Consider the following 18,556-nt stretch of genomic DNA (forward strand, 5'->3'; position numbering starts at 1 on the left):
GGAATTATATGAAAAAGAATGCAGCACTAAGAGAGTTTAAAAAGTTAAAGAGTCAAATTAATCAAATAGAGGAGATAGCGCATCATTCAAAAGTAGGAGCGTTAATAGAGCAAGAAACTTCAATTAGAAAGAAGATTAGATTATTAAAAGAAATGGAGAATGAAGGCTTTAAGGACTATCAAGATGTATGTGATAGATATGAAGAGCTTTTAGAAGATATTTCTAAGAGGATGCTTGAAGATTATAATAAAAAAAATAATACTGATTTTGATTTTTATGAGGTAGTTAGGGGAAACTATAATACTTTTTTAAATTCAGGTGTTATGACAGTTCTTACAAAAAGACATATACCAAAACTGATTGGAGAAGCTTTTGAAGAGGCATTTCCAGATAATCCTAAGGATGAATACATGGTAACAAGAAGAATGAAAAGAAAGATTTATGTTCATCTGGGGGATACCAATACAGGAAAGACTTATAATGCAGTAGAAAGATTAAAAACAGCTAAAAAAGGTGTTTATTTATCACCACTTAGGATATTAGCATTAGAAAATTATGAAAAGTTAAATAGTGAAGGTGTAGTTTGTGATTTAATGACTGGAGAAGAAGAAATAATTAATGAAAATGCAACACATGTTTCATGTACTATTGAGAAGGTTAATTTAAAGCAAAATTATGATATTGCAGTTATTGATGAAATACAAATGATTAATGATTCTCAAAGGGGTATAGCATGGACTAGAGCATTATTAGGGCTTAGATGCAATGAAATTCATGTTTGTGGAGCAATGAATGCTAAGGAGTTATTAATTAAAATTCTAGATGATTGTGAAGATGATTATGAAATAAAAGAATATCATAGAAGTATACCACTAGAAGTTGAAAATAAAAACTTTAGTTATAATGATGTTCAAGAAGGCGATGCTATTGTAGTTTTTTCTAAAAAGAGGGTTTTAGAAATAGCTCAAGATTATTCAAATAAAAATATTAAGACTAGTATTATTTACGGTGATTTACCACCAGAAGTTAGAAAGATGCAATATGAACAATTTATAAATAAAGAAAATAAAGTGCTAGTTACAACTGATGCTATTGGAATGGGGGTTAATCTTCCAATTAGAAGAGTTGTATTCATGTCTATAAGAAAGTTTGATGGTGAAGAAATGAGAGAGTTAACTTCACAGGAGGTAAAGCAAGTAGCAGGTAGAGCAGGTAGAAAAGGTATATATGATGTTGGATATGTTGCAGGGGTTTCAGATACACATAATTTTCTAAGTAGAAAGTTAGAAGTAAAAGATGAAGTAATTAAAGAAGCAGTTGTGGGTCCATCAGAGGCAATACTTACTATAAAAAGCTTACCATTAAATGAAAAGCTAGTTTTATGGAAAACTAGAGAAGAAAAGCTGGATTATTATACAAAAATGGATATTAGTGAATATTTATTGATATTAGAAAAAATTAAAAGATATAAGCTTAAGGAAGAGGATCAATGGGATTTATTAAAAGTTCCTTTTGATGTTGCTAGTGAAGAACTTATGAATAAATTCCTTGAGTATGTAGAGGAGGTTTTTGTTGCTAAGGCTAAAGAAATAACAAAGCCAGAATGTTTTACAGGAAACCTTGATGACTTAGAAATTTATTATCAAAAGATTAATATGTATTATTCTTTTTCTAAGATATTTAATTTAAAATTTGATGTAGATTGGGTTTATAGTGAAAGGCTTAAAGTAAGTGAAGATATAAATGAGATTTTAGTTAAAATTTAGTTTTATAATCTTATAAAAGTTATGAAATTATTAAAAATACCATGGGAATATTACGCTCATGGTATTTTTATAGCATTAGGTACAATAATATTTTTATTGAAGAAAAATAATTAAACAAAGATTAATATGTATTTAAGAGTATTAATGTGAAAAAATAATAATATTGGTAAATAAAGTTGATAAGTGTTGAAAGGTGGATATTAAATAAGGTAAAATTTATATATAAGTATAATTTTTAGAAAGTAAGAGGAAGATAAATGGCTATAAATTTAAAAAACATAACAATGTATATGTTTAGAACTATTTACGAACGAGAGGATACATACAATAAGTTTAAGCCATATTTTTATAGATTTATAGGTGTAGAAGATAGTTCTAACTATGATAATTATATAAAGACAATTCAAAATAAATGCTTAGAAGAAGATAAATGTATTATATTTGATGGTTCTATACCTTTAAGTGGAGAAATGGAGTTAATTCAATATATATTTAATGAACTTGCATTTATGGATGTATATAAAATGTCTTCTCAAGAAATTACTATATTTGAGGAATTTGAAATTAACTTAAAATTTTTGAAGGCATTAGAATATGTTATTCCAATGGCATGTAATAAAGAAAATTTCTTTAATGATAATGTGAGAAACAATTTTATAACTAAGTTAATTGTTTGGACTTATACATATGCAAAGAATATAAAGTATGATTCAAGTATAAATCCTAAATGTATTTATTATGGAAATATTGAAAGACATGAAATTTATTTTCTAATTATGCTTTATAAAATGGGATATGATGTTATTTATATCAATCCGTTAAAAGAAGAATTTTGGAGCGAGATAGAAGAAGATAGATTAAGTGAATGTATAAAAAGTATGGGAATTTTGAGTATAGAATCATTTAATGAAAGAGCTAGCAAAGGAAAAGCTATTGATAATTTTGAAACAATTACTAAGCAAATTCAAAGAGAAGTAGAGGAACAATTATTTTCTAGAACAGGAGTTTTTAAGCCATGGCAATTTAGAAAGGGTTATACTAAGAGTGTATTATTAGATACTGTTTTAGAGGATATATATATTTATTGGAATGAACCTTGCAAATTAAGAAGTGGATTTAAGGTTGAAGGAGATACAGTTAGAGTGCCATGCTTCTTTAAGAAAATAGATGGAATGTATAAAGATGAGTTTGAATATCAAAAGCTTGTAAAATATTGCACTTCATCATCTAATACTTTAGTGTTTAATGGAATATATTTTTCAGAGGACGTAAAGTTTACAGATGATATGTATCAGATTATGTTTTGTCAATTAAGTGATGGTACTTTTGATATTGAAGCAATCAAAAAACTTCCTATATATAAATTTTCTAAATATAGTGAAGATGTTCAAAATTTTTTGCTTAAAAAATTTAATGAAACTATTACTAGTAAGGAGTTATATAATAAAAGTTTTAATAAAGAAGAAGTATTAAGATTACTTGTATTAGTTTTAGGTTTAAATGAAAGTATTGTCAGATTAGTAGATAATTTTGATTTTACAGGTGCTGTTCCTAAGATAGTTATTTATCTTGAAAAGGAAGAGGTTTTACCAGAATCGATGCAACTACTTTTAGGATATATACATACTATTGGCATAGATATAGTGATTTTTAATCCATCTGGATTATTTAACATTAATAATGTAATAAAAGAAACAGTATTAAATGATTTTAGGTTGGAAGTAATGAAATATGATTCAACCTATAAAGAGTTAATTAGTATGAAGCAGGGGATTTTTTCAAAGTTTTTAAAAAAATAAATAAAGGTGGGAGTGATAGTGATGAATAATTATAATAATGATAATATGGGACAATCATTTAATGGAATAAATAGTGATTTTCAAAATAATAATAATTATAATGCATATCAAAATGCACAGATGAATTACCAAGGGCAATCAGGTGATCAAATAAACATAGAAATGGGGTATCAAAATCAATATGGATATATGAATCCTCAAGAAAGTATGCAAATACAAAATCAAGAATTTGATATGGCTACAATTTCAGAGTATAAACAAAGATTAAGAAACATGGAAGAGGTTCAGAAGTTAACAGGAGAAGTTGAAATTCAAAATCCAAATTCTATAGTAATGTTTGGGCAAAAAGCAAGTGAAAATATTTCTAAGGTATCAGATGAATTATTAAGTTCAATGAAGGCAGTAAAATCAGAAGAAGTTAGTGAAATGTTAGTAAACTTAACCAAAATAATGGATAAATTTGATGTCAAAGAATTAGAAGGTACAGAAAAACAATCAATGTTATCTAAACTTATGAAAGGTGTAGGTAATAGTGTGGCAAAGTTATTTCAAAAATATGATACTATGGGGTATGAAGTTGAAAAGGTGTATCTTTTATTAAAGAAATATGAAAATGACATACGAGAATCAAATGCTAATTTAAAAAAATTATATGATGCTAATCTTCATTACTATCAATTGCTTGAAAAGTATATTGTTGCAGGTGAATTAGCATTAGAAGAAATAGATTTATATATTTCACAAATTTCTATTAATAATGATATTAATCAAGAAGAAAAACAGATGTTAACACAAAAACTTGAAATAAGTAAAGAGATGCTATCACAACGTGTTTATGATCTTCAAATTGCAGAAAATGTTGCCATTCAAGCAGCACCAATGATTCAAAGTATTCAAATGTCTAACTTTAATTTAATGAGAAAAATTAATTCTTCATTTATAGTTACATTGCCTATATTTAAACAATGTTTAGCTCAAGCAGTTATTTTAAAAAGACAAGAAATACAAGCTAAATCAATAAAACAATTGGATGATAAGACAAATGAGCTTATTATGAGAAATTCTCAAAATACCGCTAGACAGTCTGTGGAAATTGCTAAAATGGCTTCAGGAAGTTCTGTTGCTATATCTACATTAGAAAAATCATTTGAAACTATAATGAAAGGAATTGAAGATACAAAAGCAATTCAAGAGTCTAATAGAATTCAAAGAATTGAGAACTCAGCTAAACTTGAAAGAATTAAACATAGCATGAAGAAAAATATAGCACAAAGTTAATTTTATAATAGGATGAAAAATAAATAATTAAGATATAAAGCTGGCATAATGCCAGCTTTAAATTAAATATTAATAAAAAATAAAAAAATGAATTAAAAAATTTTATTTGATACTGTAAAAAGAGTTGAAAAGTATTTTGTTAAATGGTATAATTTATCGCATAAGATAATTATAAATAATACTTAAATCCTAAGGGGGTATAAAAATGGGAATTAATTTAGGTTCAATGATGAATAATATTTACTCAGGTTCAAGTAATAACAATGTTAATGCCTTAAATTTAAAAAAGAATGATGTGTTAAATCTGACTAAGAAGAATCCAGGGCTTAAAAAGGTAATATTAGGTGCTGGTTGGGATGTTGCAACAATAGGGCAAGACTTTGATTTAGATATAGCAGCATTTTTATTAAATGCAAATGGCAAAGTACAAAATATTCCAGATGATGTTATATTCTTTAATAATATGCAGGGGCAAGGAATTTACTTAGAAGGTGATAACAGAACTGGTGCAGGTGAGGGAGACGATGAAAGAATCAGAATAGATTTAGAAGCTATTTCGCCACATGTTCAAAAAATAGTTTTTGTTGTTACAATTCACGAAGCACAATCTAAAAGACAAACTTTTGGAATGGTTGAAAATTCATATGTAAGAATTTTAGATGAAGAACATAATGAAAGAGAAGTTTGTAGATTTAATTTAAAAGAAAATGGATCAACTGTTACTTCTGTAATTTTTGCAGAGTTGTACAAACAAAGTGGTGAATGGCAATTTAAAGCTATTGGAGAAGGTAAAATTGCTGATTTAAATGGAATTTTAGGACTTTATATGTAGTTATTAGTTAATGAATAAAGTCTGCTTTAGCAGACTTTAAAAAATATAAATTATTAGAAACTACTATGGTAGTTTCAACTGCAACTATTAACTAAATATGCCGTGTAGGGGTTAAATAAATAATTTATAGGAGGAAAGATATGTTAGGAGTTTTGAATTTAAAAAAGAATGATGTCTTAGACTTAACAAAAACAGAGCCAGGATTAAAGAATGTGATGTTAGCAGCGGGATGGGATGTTGCTAAAAAAGGTTTCTTCAAATTAGGTGCTGATTATGATTTAGATTTAATTGCTATATTATTAAACGAAAATGATAAACTTATAAATAGAGGAGTAATTTACTTTGGAAATTTAAATGGTCAAGGTATATATTTACATGGTGACAATAGAACAGGCGCAGGTGATGGAGATGATGAAAAGATATCAGTTAATTTAGATAAGCTACCAGGTAATTGTAGTAAAGTGATTTTTGCTCTTAATATTTATGATGCAGTAGCAAGAAAGCAAAGCTTTTCTAAGGTGAAAAATGCTTATATTAGATTATTAAATGAAGATAGTGGAAATAAAGAAATTTGTAGATACAATCTATCCGAAGATGGTGGAGATAATACCGCTTTACTTTTTGCAGAGTTAGAAAGAAAAAATGGAAGCTGGCAATTTAAAGCAAGAGGAGAACTACTACATGCAACGGTTTCTTCTTTAGCAAATATGTACAAATAGAGGTGTAAGAAATGGGAATTAATTTAGGTTCAGGATTTGGAAATTTAACAGGAAATTCAAATAGTACTTCTCAAACAGGAGGAATTTTAAATTTAAATAAAAATGATATTTTAGATTTAACAAAGAGAAATCCAGGATTAAAAAGAGTAAAACTTGGTGCTGGTTGGGATATATCAAATAATGGGTTTGATTTTGATTTAGATATAGCTGCTTTTTTATTAGATTCAAATAATAAATTCAATACAGTATCAAATGTTATATTCTTTAATAATAAAGAAGGGCAAGGAATTTCATTAGCAGGGGATAATAGAACTGGTGCTGGTGAAGGTGATGATGAAACTATAAACATAGATTTAGAAAATATTAATCCTAATATAGCTAAGATTGTATTTGTTGTTACTATACATGAAGCTATGGCTAAGAGACAAACATTTGGAATGATAAATAATTCATATGTGAGATTAATAGATTTAGATCAAAATGAAAAAGAAATTTGTAGATTTAATTTGAAAGAAAATGGTTCTACTGCAACATCAGTAATTTTTGCGGAGCTTTATAGAAGTGGTTCAGAATGGCAATTTAAAGCAGTAGGAGAAGGTAAAATAGCAGATTTAAATGGAGTATTAGCTTTATATCAGTAATGAAGGAAATACATGCAAAAGATAAAGATGCTTTTGCGTGTATATTTTTAGATATATATTAATAATGTTTTTAATATGTAATAATAAGTGATAATATAGTAGATATACTATATTTTATAAAAAATATGTAAATTTATATTAGGGAGAGGAAGTAATGATTAAAGGACTTAATAAAGGTCAAGTAGAGGAAAGTAGAAAGCTCCATGGAGATAATATAATTCATGAAGCTAAACCAGAAACGTTTTGGGACAAGTTTAAGGGTGCATTTGATGATCCAATGATAAAGCTATTACTTGCAATTGCAGCAATTATGGCTATTATGGCATTTATGGGATATGCAGAGTTTGGAGAACTTATTGGGATAGCTGTTTCCGTATTACTTGTTACTGGAATTTCTGCAAAAACTGAAATGGCAAGTGATAATGAGTATAGAAAGTTAAAAGATTCTACTAAGAAAGATGTATGTAAGGTACATAGAGATGGAAAAATAGTAGAAATTGAAATTGATGATTTAGTTGTTGGGGATATGGTAATTCTTCAAAGTGGTGATAAAATTCCAGCGGATGGATATCTTTATCAAGGTGATTTAAGGGTTGATAATTCAGCTCTTAATGGTGAGGCAGAAGAGTGTAAAAAGTTTGCAGTTAATGATTCTAAGGCTTATAAAGAAGCTGCAATGACTGCAGATGTAACTGGTGATACTTTTGTTGATGCGCATTCTTTATTTAGAGGTGCAGTTGTATTCAATGGTGAAGGTATAATGGAAGTTACTAAAGTTGGTATGAAAACTATGATGGGTGCAATGGCAGAAGATATGGCTGATGATGAAGTAGATAGTCCATTAAAAGTTAAGCTTTCTAAGCTTGCATCACAAATTTCAATGTTTGGTTATATAGGTTCAGTTGTTATAGCTTTAGCATTATTAGGTCATAAGGTAATTGTTGCAGGTGGATTTTCTGATTATTTTGCCAGTGGTGGTGTAATGGTATTTAAGGATGTATTAGAAGCTATTATGCTTGCGGTTGTTATAGTTGTTATGGCTGTTCCAGAAGGATTACCTCTTATGATTGCTATTGTTCTTATGAGAAATACATCTAAGATGTTACAAAACAACGTACTTGTTAGAAAACCAATAGGAATAGAGACAGCAGGTTCTTTAAATATTTTATTTTCAGATAAGACAGGTACAATTACTAAAGGGCAATTAGAAGTAGTAGAATTCTTTGATGGTAACTTAAAAGATAGTTACAAAGAGGGTTCTATGGTAAAAGAAATGATGAAACTTTGTATTGGTAAAAATACAGGTGCAATGTTTGACGCTGAAGGTAAAGTTATTGGTGGTAATGCTACAGATAAAGCATTATTAAATTTTTTAACTCAAGAAGAAATGAATAAATTAACTAATATTACAGTAGAAAAATCTCAAGGATTTAATTCTGCTAATAAATATTCTGCAAGTCAGTTAGATGGAAAAACTGTATACAAAGGTGCTCCAGAAAGATTACTTGCTAAAGCTACTAAAATGATAGATGAAAATGGAAATGTTGTAGCTATAAATAAAGATAAAATTAACGAAAAAATTGATGGACTAGCTGTAAGAGCAATGAGAGTATTATCTTTTGCTTATAGCGAAAGTGAATTAGTTGATGATACATTACCAGAAGATTTAGTTATAGTTGGTTTTGTCGGTATTAGAGATGATGTAAGACCAGAAGCTAAACAAGCTATAGAAGAAGTTCAAAATGCAGGTATTCAAGTTGTAATGATAACTGGTGATAGAAAAGAAACTGCAGTTGCTATAGCAAAAGAAGCTGGATTATTAAAATCTAAATCTGATGTTGCATTAACATCAGAAGAATTAAACAAGATGTCTGATGATGAAGTTAAATCTATTATACCTAATTTAAGAGTTATTGCTAGAGCATTACCAACAGATAAATCAAGGATGGTAAGATTAGCTCAAGAATTAAACCTTGTATGTGGTATGACAGGCGATGGTGTAAATGATGCTCCTGCATTAAAGAGAGCAGATGTTGGTTTTGCAATGGGTAGCGGTACAGATGTAGCAAAAGAAGCTGGTGCAATAGTAATTTTAGATGATAATTTTAAATCAATTGAAAATGCTATACTTTATGGTAGAACGATTTATAATAATATCTTAAAATTTATTAAATTCCAATTAACAATAAATGTAGGTGCAGTTGCTGTTTGTGCTATAGCTCCATTCTTTGGTATTGAAGAGCCACTTAAGATTACACATATACTATGGATTAATTTAGTTATGGATGGGCTTGGTGCTTTAGCTTTAGGTTCTGAACCAGCACTTAAAAAGTATATGTTAGAAAAACCTAAATCAAGAACTCAAAGTATAGTTTCTAGTACTATGATGAATCAAATTCTATTTGCTGGTGCTTGGGTAACAATCTTAAGTTTTATATTCTTAAAGACTCCATTCTTTGTAAATATGTTTTCAAATACAGAAGAGCATATGACAGCGTATTTTTCAATGTTTGTACTTTGTGCAGTATTTAATGGATTCAATGTAAGAAGTAATACAGTAAATATATTTGAACATATTAAAGAAAATATAAGCTTTTTAAAGGTGATGGGAATTATAGTGGTAGTTCAAGTTATATTAACTATTGTTGGTGGTGACTTCTTTAGTTGTACACCAATCACATCAGGACATTGGCTTGTTATAATAGCTATGGCATTCACAATAATTCCAGTGGATATGATAAGAAAATTTATATTTAATAACTTAGTTAAGGAAAAAACTTCAGAAAGTATTGTAGAAGCAGCTTAATAAAAAGGGTAGTGTATTTTTAAAAGATACACTACCTTTTTTGTGAGTTTTATAAAAGAAGGTATATAACACAATAAAAATAAGAAATTAAGATAAAAATTCCTAATTTCTTATTTTTATTTTTTATTAAATATTTAAAAGCATTTATTAATAAGATAAGTTTAAGCTAGTGATTCCCACTCTTCATAAAGATTAGCAATAGTTTCTTCTAATTCTTTAATTTCGTTATTAACTCTTTGGCTTTCAGATGGATTAGAATATATTGATTCAAGACAAAGTTGTTCTTGCAATTGAGTTAATTCATCTTCTTTTTCAGAGATAGTTTTTTCTAGATTTTTAATTTTAAGTTGCATAGCTTTAGCTTCTTTTTCAGCTTCACGTTTCTTTTTCTTTTCGTCTTTAAGTTGAGTTTTAGTTTTTCCATTAGCTAATTCTTCATAACTTTCAAATCTACTAGGATTAAGCTTTTTCTCTTGGTAATAGCTATAATTTCCTAAGTATTCAGTTACTCCATCTTCTTTTAATTCAAGTATACGTCCAATTACTTTATTTAAGAAGTATCTATCATGAGATATTACCATTAATGTGCCATCATATTCTAAAATTGCATCTTCTAAAGCCTCCCTTGACATAATATCAAGGTGATTTGTAGGTTCATCTAATAGTAAAAGATTAGATTTAGAGAGCATTAGCTTCAACAAATTAATTCTACATTTTTCTCCACCGCTAAGAGTTTTTATTACTTTAAATACATCATCACCAGTAAAAAGGAATGAGGCTAAATAGCTTCTAAGTTTTGATGTTGTTAAGTTAGGGAATTCATCCCAAACTTCATCAATAATTGTTTTATCTAAATTTAAATCAGATTGTTCTTGATCATAGTAACCAACATTAACATTAGTACCTAATACTTTTACTCCAGTATCAGATTCTACCGTATCCATTATTATTTTAAATAAAGTAGTTTTACCACGGCCATTTTCACCAATTAATGCTACTTTTTCTCCACGTTTTAAGTCTAAATTTAAATTTGAAAATAAAGTTTTTTCGCCATAAGATTTTGCCATATTTTCTATATGTAAAACATCATATCCACTTTTTACTGAAGCTTCAAATTTAATTTTAGAGGCTTCTTTTTCATGAGCAGGAGCTTCAATTTTTTCCATTTTATCTAGAGCTTTTTCTCTACTTTCAGCAGCTCTTATACTTTTTTCACGGTTAAATGAACGGAACTTTTCAATTATGGCTTCTTGTCTTTTAATTTCAGCTTGCTGTAAATTATAAGCCTTTAGTTTAGCTTCATAATTCTTTTTTCTTAAATCTATAAATTTAGTATAAGGAACATTATAACATTCTATTTTACCACTTATTACTTCATAAGTATGTGTAGTAACAGAATCTAAGAAAAATCTATCATGTGATATCACTAAAACTGTTCCCTTATAATTTTTCATATAGTCTTCTAACCAACTTATAGCTTCTAAGTCTAAGTGATTAGTAGGCTCATCAAGTAATATTATATCAGGTTTACGTAATAACAATTTACATAATGCAACTCTTGTTTTTTGTCCACCACTTAATGTAATTATTGGTTTATAAAAATCATCTTCAGTAAAGCCAAGACCTTTTAATACTCTTGAAATTTCACCTTTATAGACATAACCACCTTTATGTGAATATAAATCTTGAAGAGTAGTATAATCTTTAATAAGCTTTTCATGATATGCTGCATTTTTATCATCATAGGGCTCACTCATTTTTATTTCTAATGATGAAAGTCTCGATTCAATATTTAATATTTCTTCAAAAACTGAAATAGCTTCTTCGTAAATATTTTTATCAGAGTCAAGTGATAAATTTTGAGATAAATAACCTAGTGTTTTATTTTTGTCTATAAAAACTTCACCAGAATCTTGAGATATTTCTTTTGTTATTATCTTAAAAAGGGTAGATTTTCCCTCACCATTGGCACCAATGATTCCAACTTTATCGCCTTCATTAATTGAGAAGGTAATATCTTTAAGAACATCCCTTACTCCATAGCTTTTACATATATCTTTACAACTTAGTATTATCATAATTTCCTCCGTAATATAGTGAAGTCTTATAAGTAATATGAGGCTGTATCAAAATTTAACTGTGAAGTTTAGAAAGTTATAAGTGGTAAGTCAAACATAAAACTTTAGTATCGCTTTTTAAAAATTCAGTTAAGCTGAATTTATTCTTAAACTTAAAACTTTAAACTTGAGACTATAATAAGCTTTTGATATAATACCTCAATTAAAATTATACCTTTTAATTATACTATTATACTAAAACCTTATCAAATCTAAAAAAGGAGATGTTTAAAAAACAACTCCTTTTTTTAAATTAAATCTTCAGTGAGCAAGTAACCTATAACTGGTTTTCCGTTAAATACTCCAAGTATATAGATTGTATAAAATTTTCCACCAACTAAAGTTATATTTTTTATATATTTTGCTGTAACATCTGAAGATGCAAATAATACTTCAAAATTATATATTCCAGGAGAAAGTTGATAGTAACTAGTAGTTTCTAAATATTCAACTTCATTAAATAAGATGAAATTATTAGGTAATGATAAAGTTAATAATGGTGAATTGTGTGAAAGATTTATGAATCTTAAATATGCCTGAGATTTTGTTACGGGAACATTATCATCTTTTAACCTAAATAAAAACAAATTATTAGATAATGTAACTAATGAAATAGTATAATTTGCATTGGCAATTAACTGAATATCTTGAGAAAGTATAGGTTTATCATAAGTGCCTGTTAGATAAAGTTGAAAGTTATACTCTCCAGGTGTTATGGTAAAATACTTAGAAATTTTTCCAAATCCAACATTACTTGCTAAGAGTGAACCATTTATATAAACATCTATATTAGATGTAGTTGGATTAGCATGAAGAATTCTTATATTAGTATTTACTCTAGGTAGAGATTTGTTAAATTGTTCCATAAAACTCACCTACTTATTATAATTGTCTAAAGAAATTTTAATAATCTTTTTAATTAATAGCTTTGCTATTGGATAAGGAACCCTATAGGCTTTCATAGTAGCTAATATTCCAGAATGATCACTTTCAATTATATCAAAAATTTTATTCACATCTTCTTCAGTACAATTGTTTTTACGAGAATCTGTTGAAATATAATCTAAAGAAAGATCGAAATTCCTTAATATATCGACAGCATTAACAGGATTATCTAAGTATCTTTCGTTAAGTGATGGTTCATTGTATGAATGAAGAAAATCATCATCTGATTCCGCTGGATATTCTAGATAGTTAGAATTATTGTTTTGGTTTTTAGCATTATTATTATTATTATTATTATTATTATTATTATTATTATTATTATTAGGTTGTTTTGTTTTAGGTGTATAAGGGGTATTATCATCATTTATAGTAGGTATATTTTTAGGATAAGGTGTAAGTGGTGCAATTACAGATGTTGTTGATCCAACTAAGTCTAATGGAATAGGAGTGGCATTAAGATTTGAAAAACCTAATGACATTCCACCGTACATTCCTGAAAGTGATATTTCATCAAAATTAAGAAGCAATGGAAACTTTGAACCATCTGGTGAAAGTGTAGAATCAATATTTAAAGGTATAAAATTTAAATCATCATTGTCTTTATTATTTTTTTTTGAACTCATTATTCCCCTCCAAATAATAAATTTATTAATAATATATGTATTTTAAACACATATGTTACTTTATAGAATATGAGTATTATAAAGGAGATATTACAAATAAGGGTGCCAAGAAAGTGGATGTAACAATCGATGTAACAAGGAATATATTGTATTGGAGGGAATTGTTATGCATAAGGATAATAAAGATGATTTAAGAAAACTATTTGTAGGGTTGGATAAAAAGGTTAATGTAGAAGGTAAGGGAAGGATTATTCCTATAAACCTTGATAATGCAGCGACTACACCGCCTTTTAAAAGAGTTATGAAAAAAATTTTAGAAACAAGTGAATATTATGGGTCAATTGAAAGGGGTGATGGACAAAAATCATTATATTGTAGTGATTTATATGAAGAGAGTAGAAATTATCTTTTGAAGTATTTTAATGCACCAGAGGATATCTATACAGCAATTTTTGTTGCAAATACTACTGATGGATTAAATATGCTATCTAATATATTAATCAATAGCAAAGATGACATTGTAATTACAACAAGAATGGAACATCATTCAAATGATTTACCTTGGAGAGGTAAGTGTAATTTAAAGTATGTAGAAGTACGTGAAGATGGAAGAATAAATATTAATGATATAGAAGAGTTAGTGGATAAGTATAGGGAACGTATAAAATATATAACAATAACAGGAGCTTCAAATGTTACTGGATATATAAATGATATAAAAAGAATAGCCAAATTAATTCATAAATATGGAGGTAAAATCATAGTTGATGGGGCACAATTAGTTCCTCATAAAAGGGTATCTATGTGCCAAGAAGATAGTTCAGAAAATATAGATTTTTTAGTTTTTTCTGGACATAAAATATATGCTCCATTTGGAAGTGGTGCAATTATTGGATTAAAGGAAAGTTTCAATATGAACCCACCAGATTCAAAAGGTGGTGGTACTGTAGATCTTGTATTAGATGATAGAGAAATATGGTTAAATACTCCTGAAAAAAATGAAGCAGGAACACCTAATCTTTTTGGGGCTGTAGCTATTATGGAAGCTATGAAAGAAGTTGAGAGGATAGGATTTGATACTATAGAGAAAAATGAAAAGGAATTATTAAAATATATAATTGATGGACTTAAAGATTTAAGTAGAGTGAGATTATATGCTGATAATGAAAATATTAATGATAGATTAGGAATTTTAGTATTTACTATTGATGGAATGAGCTATGAAGAGGTTGGAGAAAAACTTTCAGAAGTTAGGGGTATTGGAGTAAGGCAAGGAGGATTTTGTTCACATCCATATACAAGAAGAGTATTAGGAATAGCAGATAATGAACTTCAAAATTATATTAGTAAAAATGGAGTACCGGGATTAGTTAGAGTAAGTTTGGGAATATATAATACCAAAAAGGAAGCAAATATATTTTTAGAAACTATAGAGTATTTATGTAGGCGGTATGCTAAATAGTTTTGAGTTGGTAGTTAGTAGTTAGGGAAGAAACTCTAGAGCGAGCTTCTTGGATAATATGTTTTAAAACCATCTTAGCTAAATTTATACCTAAGACTACTAACTACTAACTTATAACCATTGATTAACCTTAAGTTATTTGTTAAATACCTTAAATACTGGCATTGGAAGTGATGAAATAACTGATGGAACTGAAGAAACTAAAGGAGATAAGTATTCAAGAACTTCAGCTTTTAAATTATTTCCTTCTTCATTTATCCATTCAGTTGGGAAATATTTAACATTATTTGCAACCTTATCAGCTTCTATTAAGAAGTATGATGATTTGTAAGGAGTATTGCTTTCGCGTTTTATACCTATCATATACCCACATTTTCCAAGAGAAGCTTGTCTTAATGCTTCATATCCAACTTCATAAGCCTCTTCTATGTCGATATTAGAGGCACAATGCATTGCACATCTTTGTAGAACTCCAAGTTCTAAAGATTTTACTCTGCTAGTTATACCAGAAGAAATTATTAAGTTTTTAAGATAATTACCAACGCCACCTAATTGTGCATGTCCGAATTTATCATGAGCTTGTGCGTGAGCTTTAGCAACAAACTTACCTTCAGCAGTTCTTATTCCTTCAGAAACTACTATATAAACTTGATTTTGTTCTTCAAATTTATTTTTTACATCTATTAAAAATTTATCAATATCAAATGCAGTTTCAGGTAAATATATGAAATCAGCAACTTGCTTTCCATTTAATTGAGCTAATGCTGCAGCAGAAGCTAACCAACCAGTGTCACGTCCCATAGTTTCTAATATGAATATTCCATTGTTTATATACACTGATGAATCTAAGTAAGTTTCAAGTACAGAAGTAGCTATAAATTTTGCTGCACTACCAAAACCAGGTGTGTGATCAGTATACATTAAATCATTATCTATTGTTTTAGGAATACCTATAAATTTAATATCTATTCCAGTTTTTTTAGCATAGGCGCTTAATTTTGCAGTAGTATCCATAGAATCATTTCCGCCAACATAAAAGAAGGCTTTAATATCATTAGCTTTTAATATTTCTAATAATTTGTCATATTCTTCAGTAGATTCTTCTAGTTTTTTCATTTTATATCTGCAAGAACCTAAACCAGATGAAGGTGTATATCTAAAATTATTTATTTCTTCTTGTGAAAATGAAGAAAGTTCAATTATATTACCGTTTAAGATACCCTCTATTCCATTTAAACCTGCAAAGACTTTGTTAAAAGTTCCTAAAGTATTATTTGCCTCTAATAATCCAACAACGCTAGAATTAATTACTGATGTTGGTCCTCCTGATTGTGCTATGATACAATTAGCCATTAAAATACGCTCCTTTTATTAAAATTAAAAATTTATAGTTTTATGTAAATATACATTAATATCTAATACTTAAGAATTAATGTGATATACTATTTCGTTAATTAGCGAATACAATATATACTATACAACAAAAAAGAGTAAATTAAAAGATAAAAAAATAAAATTTACAATATGAATCATAGGTAGAGAAAATATATAATAAAATTATACAAATACTGTAAAATGGAGGATGGGATGAATTTCAAGGATTTAATTATAGTAGGTGTAGCATTGGCTATGGATGCTGTAGGAGTAAGTATAAGTATAGGAGTTAATTCAGCTATAAAAAGAATAAATAAAATAGGCTTTATTATTTCCTTTGCTTTTTTTCAATTTTTATTCTTTTTTTTAGGCGGAGTTTGTGGACATCTATTTGAAACTTATATTACTACAATTCCTAAAGTCGTAGGGGGAATAGCCATAGCTGTTGTAGGGATACTAATGATAAAAGATGGATTTGATAATGAGGAGAAAGATGAAAGTTTATTATTAAAAAAAGGTATAGTATTAATATTGGGGATATCTGTAAGTATTGATGCATTTGTAGTTGGATTTACTGGATTTAGTTACATAAGTAATATAATAAGGGTAATAGGTGATTGCTCAATTATTGGATTTATAACACTAGTATTATGTACATTTGCATTTTATTTATGTAGATATATTAGAAAGATAGAATTTGTTTCTAAGTATGCAGATTTTTTTGGAGGGATAACACTAATTATTTTTGCTATAAAAATGATATTTTTTTAAATCATATACTTAAAAAGTTGGAGAAAGTTAATCTATAATTTTGAATGTACTCACAAAATTATAGATTTTTTTTTAAAATAAAATTTGACATTATGTAAATAATAGGGTATAGTGAGTATTGATGAAAGACAAGTGTGTTTTGTTGGAGGACAAATAAAGGGGGCAAGTTCAATGAAGAAACTATCTTTAATTACAAAAATATTTATATGTCTAGTATTAGGAATTAGTATTGGATTATTATGTGGGGCTAATAATATTCAATTTCCAGTAAAAATACTAGCAACCTTTAGTGGGTTATTCGGAAATTTTTTATCTTTCATAATTCCACTGATAATAGTAGGTTTTATAGTTCCAGGAATAGCTTCATTAGGAAGTAAATCTGGAAAAGGTCTTCTTATAACTACAATAGTTGCTTATTTATCTACATTATTAGCTGGGTTTGCTGCATATTTAATTGGAGCAGGAATTTTACCTAAATTAATAAGTGGAAGTATAGCATTGAGTGAAGAAGGACAAACTATTGAACCTTATTTTACAATTGAAATTCCAGCAATTATGGGAGTTATGTCTGCATTGACATTAGCTTTTATATTGGGAATAGGATTATCTAAAATAAAGAACAGTGCTATGTTAAAAGTAGTAGATGAATTTAATAAAATAGTTTTAATGATAGTAACTAATGTTTTAATTCCATTAGTACCTATATATATTGGATGTGTTTTTGCAAAGTTAAGCTATAGTGGAGAGATTTTTAATACATTAAAGTCTTTTGGAATAGTATATATTTTATTATTTTCATTACAATTAGCTTATATACTTATACAATACTGTATTGCAGGAGCTATTAAGAAAGAAAATCCATTTAAATTAATAAAAAACATGATACCAGCATACATGACTGCTGTAGGAACTCAATCTTCGGCAGCTACTATACCAGTAACACTAGAATGTGTTAAGAAAAATAATATTAGTGAAGAAGTTTTAGATTTCGTTGTACCTCTAGGAGCAACAATACATTTAGCAGGGGACACTATTACTTTAGTTCTTACTTCTATGGCAGTTATGTATATGAATGGTCAAACACCTACTTTTGGTATGATAATGCCGTTTATATTTATGTTAGGTGTTACAATGATAGCAGCTCCAGGAGTACCAGGGGGTGGCGTTATGGCAGCACTTGGACTTTTAGAATCAATGCTTGGATTTGGGGCAGTGGAGAAACCAATTATGATTGCATTGCATGCAGCTCAAGATAGTTTTGGTACAGCAACTAATGTAACAGGCGATGGAGCTATAGCAATAATTGTTGATTATATTATAAATAAGCGAAAAAGTAATAGTGCTAAAAATGAAAGTAATGAATCGATAATAGCATAAAATTATGAGTTATAAAGACTATTTTAAAATTAATATTATAAAACTA

At 28.0% G+C, this 18,556-nt stretch carries 14 protein-coding genes; 10 read left to right on the plus strand and 4 right to left on the minus strand.

What is annotated here, in order from left to right; genetic code table 11:
* The first annotated feature begins 8 nt into the window (after nt 1-8).
* The 7 genes from ABUA17_RS01225 (at nt 9) to ABUA17_RS01255 (ending at nt 9,841) form a co-directional block, all read left to right on the plus strand.
* Nucleotides 9-1,766 (plus strand): SUV3 family DEAD/DEAH box RNA helicase, encoded by a 1,758-nt coding sequence (locus ABUA17_RS01225; protein ID WP_055274817.1) that lies wholly within the window; start codon nt 9-11, stop codon nt 1,764-1,766.
* A 257-nt stretch (nt 1,767-2,023) separates the two neighbouring features.
* Nucleotides 2,024-3,565 carry a YceG family protein gene (locus ABUA17_RS01230; RefSeq protein ID WP_055274819.1) on the plus strand — a complete coding sequence of 514 codons (1,542 nt, stop codon included), beginning with the start codon at nt 2,024-2,026 and terminating at the stop codon, nt 3,563-3,565.
* A gap of 21 nt (nt 3,566-3,586) precedes the next feature.
* Nucleotides 3,587-4,843 (plus strand): toxic anion resistance protein, encoded by a 1,257-nt coding sequence (locus ABUA17_RS01235; RefSeq protein WP_342984952.1) that lies wholly within the window; start codon nt 3,587-3,589, stop codon nt 4,841-4,843.
* A gap of 205 nt (nt 4,844-5,048) precedes the next feature.
* Nucleotides 5,049-5,675, plus strand: a complete 627-nt coding sequence (locus ABUA17_RS01240) for a TerD family protein (protein ID WP_052330579.1) — start codon at nt 5,049-5,051, stop codon at nt 5,673-5,675.
* 140 nt (nt 5,676-5,815) lie between these two features.
* Nucleotides 5,816-6,394 (plus strand): TerD family protein, encoded by a 579-nt coding sequence (locus ABUA17_RS01245; RefSeq protein WP_349817942.1) that lies wholly within the window; start codon nt 5,816-5,818, stop codon nt 6,392-6,394.
* Nucleotides 6,395-6,405: 11 nt separating this feature from the next.
* Entirely contained in the window at nt 6,406-7,035 is a 630-nt protein-coding gene (locus ABUA17_RS01250; protein ID WP_052330578.1) for a TerD family protein, read from the plus strand.
* 154 nt (nt 7,036-7,189) lie between these two features.
* On the plus strand, nt 7,190-9,841 hold the full coding sequence (locus ABUA17_RS01255) for a cation-translocating P-type ATPase (protein ID WP_042394520.1): 2,652 nt from the start codon (nt 7,190-7,192) through the stop codon (nt 9,839-9,841).
* Between the two features lie 161 nt (nt 9,842-10,002).
* On the opposite strand, the gene ABUA17_RS01260 is transcribed toward ABUA17_RS01255, so the two are convergent.
* The 3 genes from ABUA17_RS01260 to ABUA17_RS01270 form a co-directional block, all read right to left on the minus strand.
* Nucleotides 10,003-11,919, minus strand: coding sequence for an ABC-F family ATP-binding cassette domain-containing protein (locus tag ABUA17_RS01260; protein WP_042394517.1), 1,917 nt, complete (start codon nt 11,917-11,919; stop codon nt 10,003-10,005).
* 287 nt (nt 11,920-12,206) lie between these two features.
* Nucleotides 12,207-12,824, minus strand: a complete 618-nt coding sequence (locus ABUA17_RS01265; RefSeq protein WP_055274824.1) for a DUF4397 domain-containing protein — start codon at nt 12,822-12,824, stop codon at nt 12,207-12,209.
* A gap of 9 nt (nt 12,825-12,833) precedes the next feature.
* Nucleotides 12,834-13,526, minus strand: a complete 693-nt coding sequence (locus tag ABUA17_RS01270; RefSeq protein WP_349817941.1) for a hypothetical protein — start codon at nt 13,524-13,526, stop codon at nt 12,834-12,836.
* Nucleotides 13,527-13,692: 166 nt separating this feature from the next.
* Here ABUA17_RS01270 and ABUA17_RS01275 point away from each other — a divergent pair, with 166 nt between their 5' ends.
* Nucleotides 13,693-14,988 (plus strand): aminotransferase class V-fold PLP-dependent enzyme, encoded by a 1,296-nt coding sequence (locus tag ABUA17_RS01275; protein ID WP_349817940.1) that lies wholly within the window; start codon nt 13,693-13,695, stop codon nt 14,986-14,988.
* Between the two features lie 135 nt (nt 14,989-15,123).
* On the opposite strand, the gene ABUA17_RS01280 is transcribed toward ABUA17_RS01275, so the two are convergent.
* The gene (locus ABUA17_RS01280) at nt 15,124-16,341 is read right to left on the minus strand and encodes a 6-phosphofructokinase (RefSeq protein ID WP_349817939.1); all 1,218 of its coding nucleotides are present in this window, start codon (nt 16,339-16,341) and stop codon (nt 15,124-15,126) included.
* A gap of 234 nt (nt 16,342-16,575) precedes the next feature.
* On the opposite strand from ABUA17_RS01280, the gene ABUA17_RS01285 reads away from it, so the two are divergent.
* A complete protein-coding gene (locus ABUA17_RS01285; protein ID WP_042394507.1) occupies nt 16,576-17,133 on the plus strand; it encodes a manganese efflux pump MntP in 558 nt (185 codons plus the stop codon).
* 171 nt (nt 17,134-17,304) lie between these two features.
* Entirely contained in the window at nt 17,305-18,510 is a 1,206-nt protein-coding gene (locus ABUA17_RS01290) for a dicarboxylate/amino acid:cation symporter (protein ID WP_195955174.1), read from the plus strand.
* Nucleotides 18,511-18,556 lie beyond the last annotated feature (46 nt).

It is taken from the genome of Clostridium sp. RTP31139st1_H3_RTP31139_211217 (assembly GCF_040227035.1).
Lineage (GTDB): Bacteria > Bacillota > Clostridia > Clostridiales > Clostridiaceae > Clostridium > Clostridium saudiense.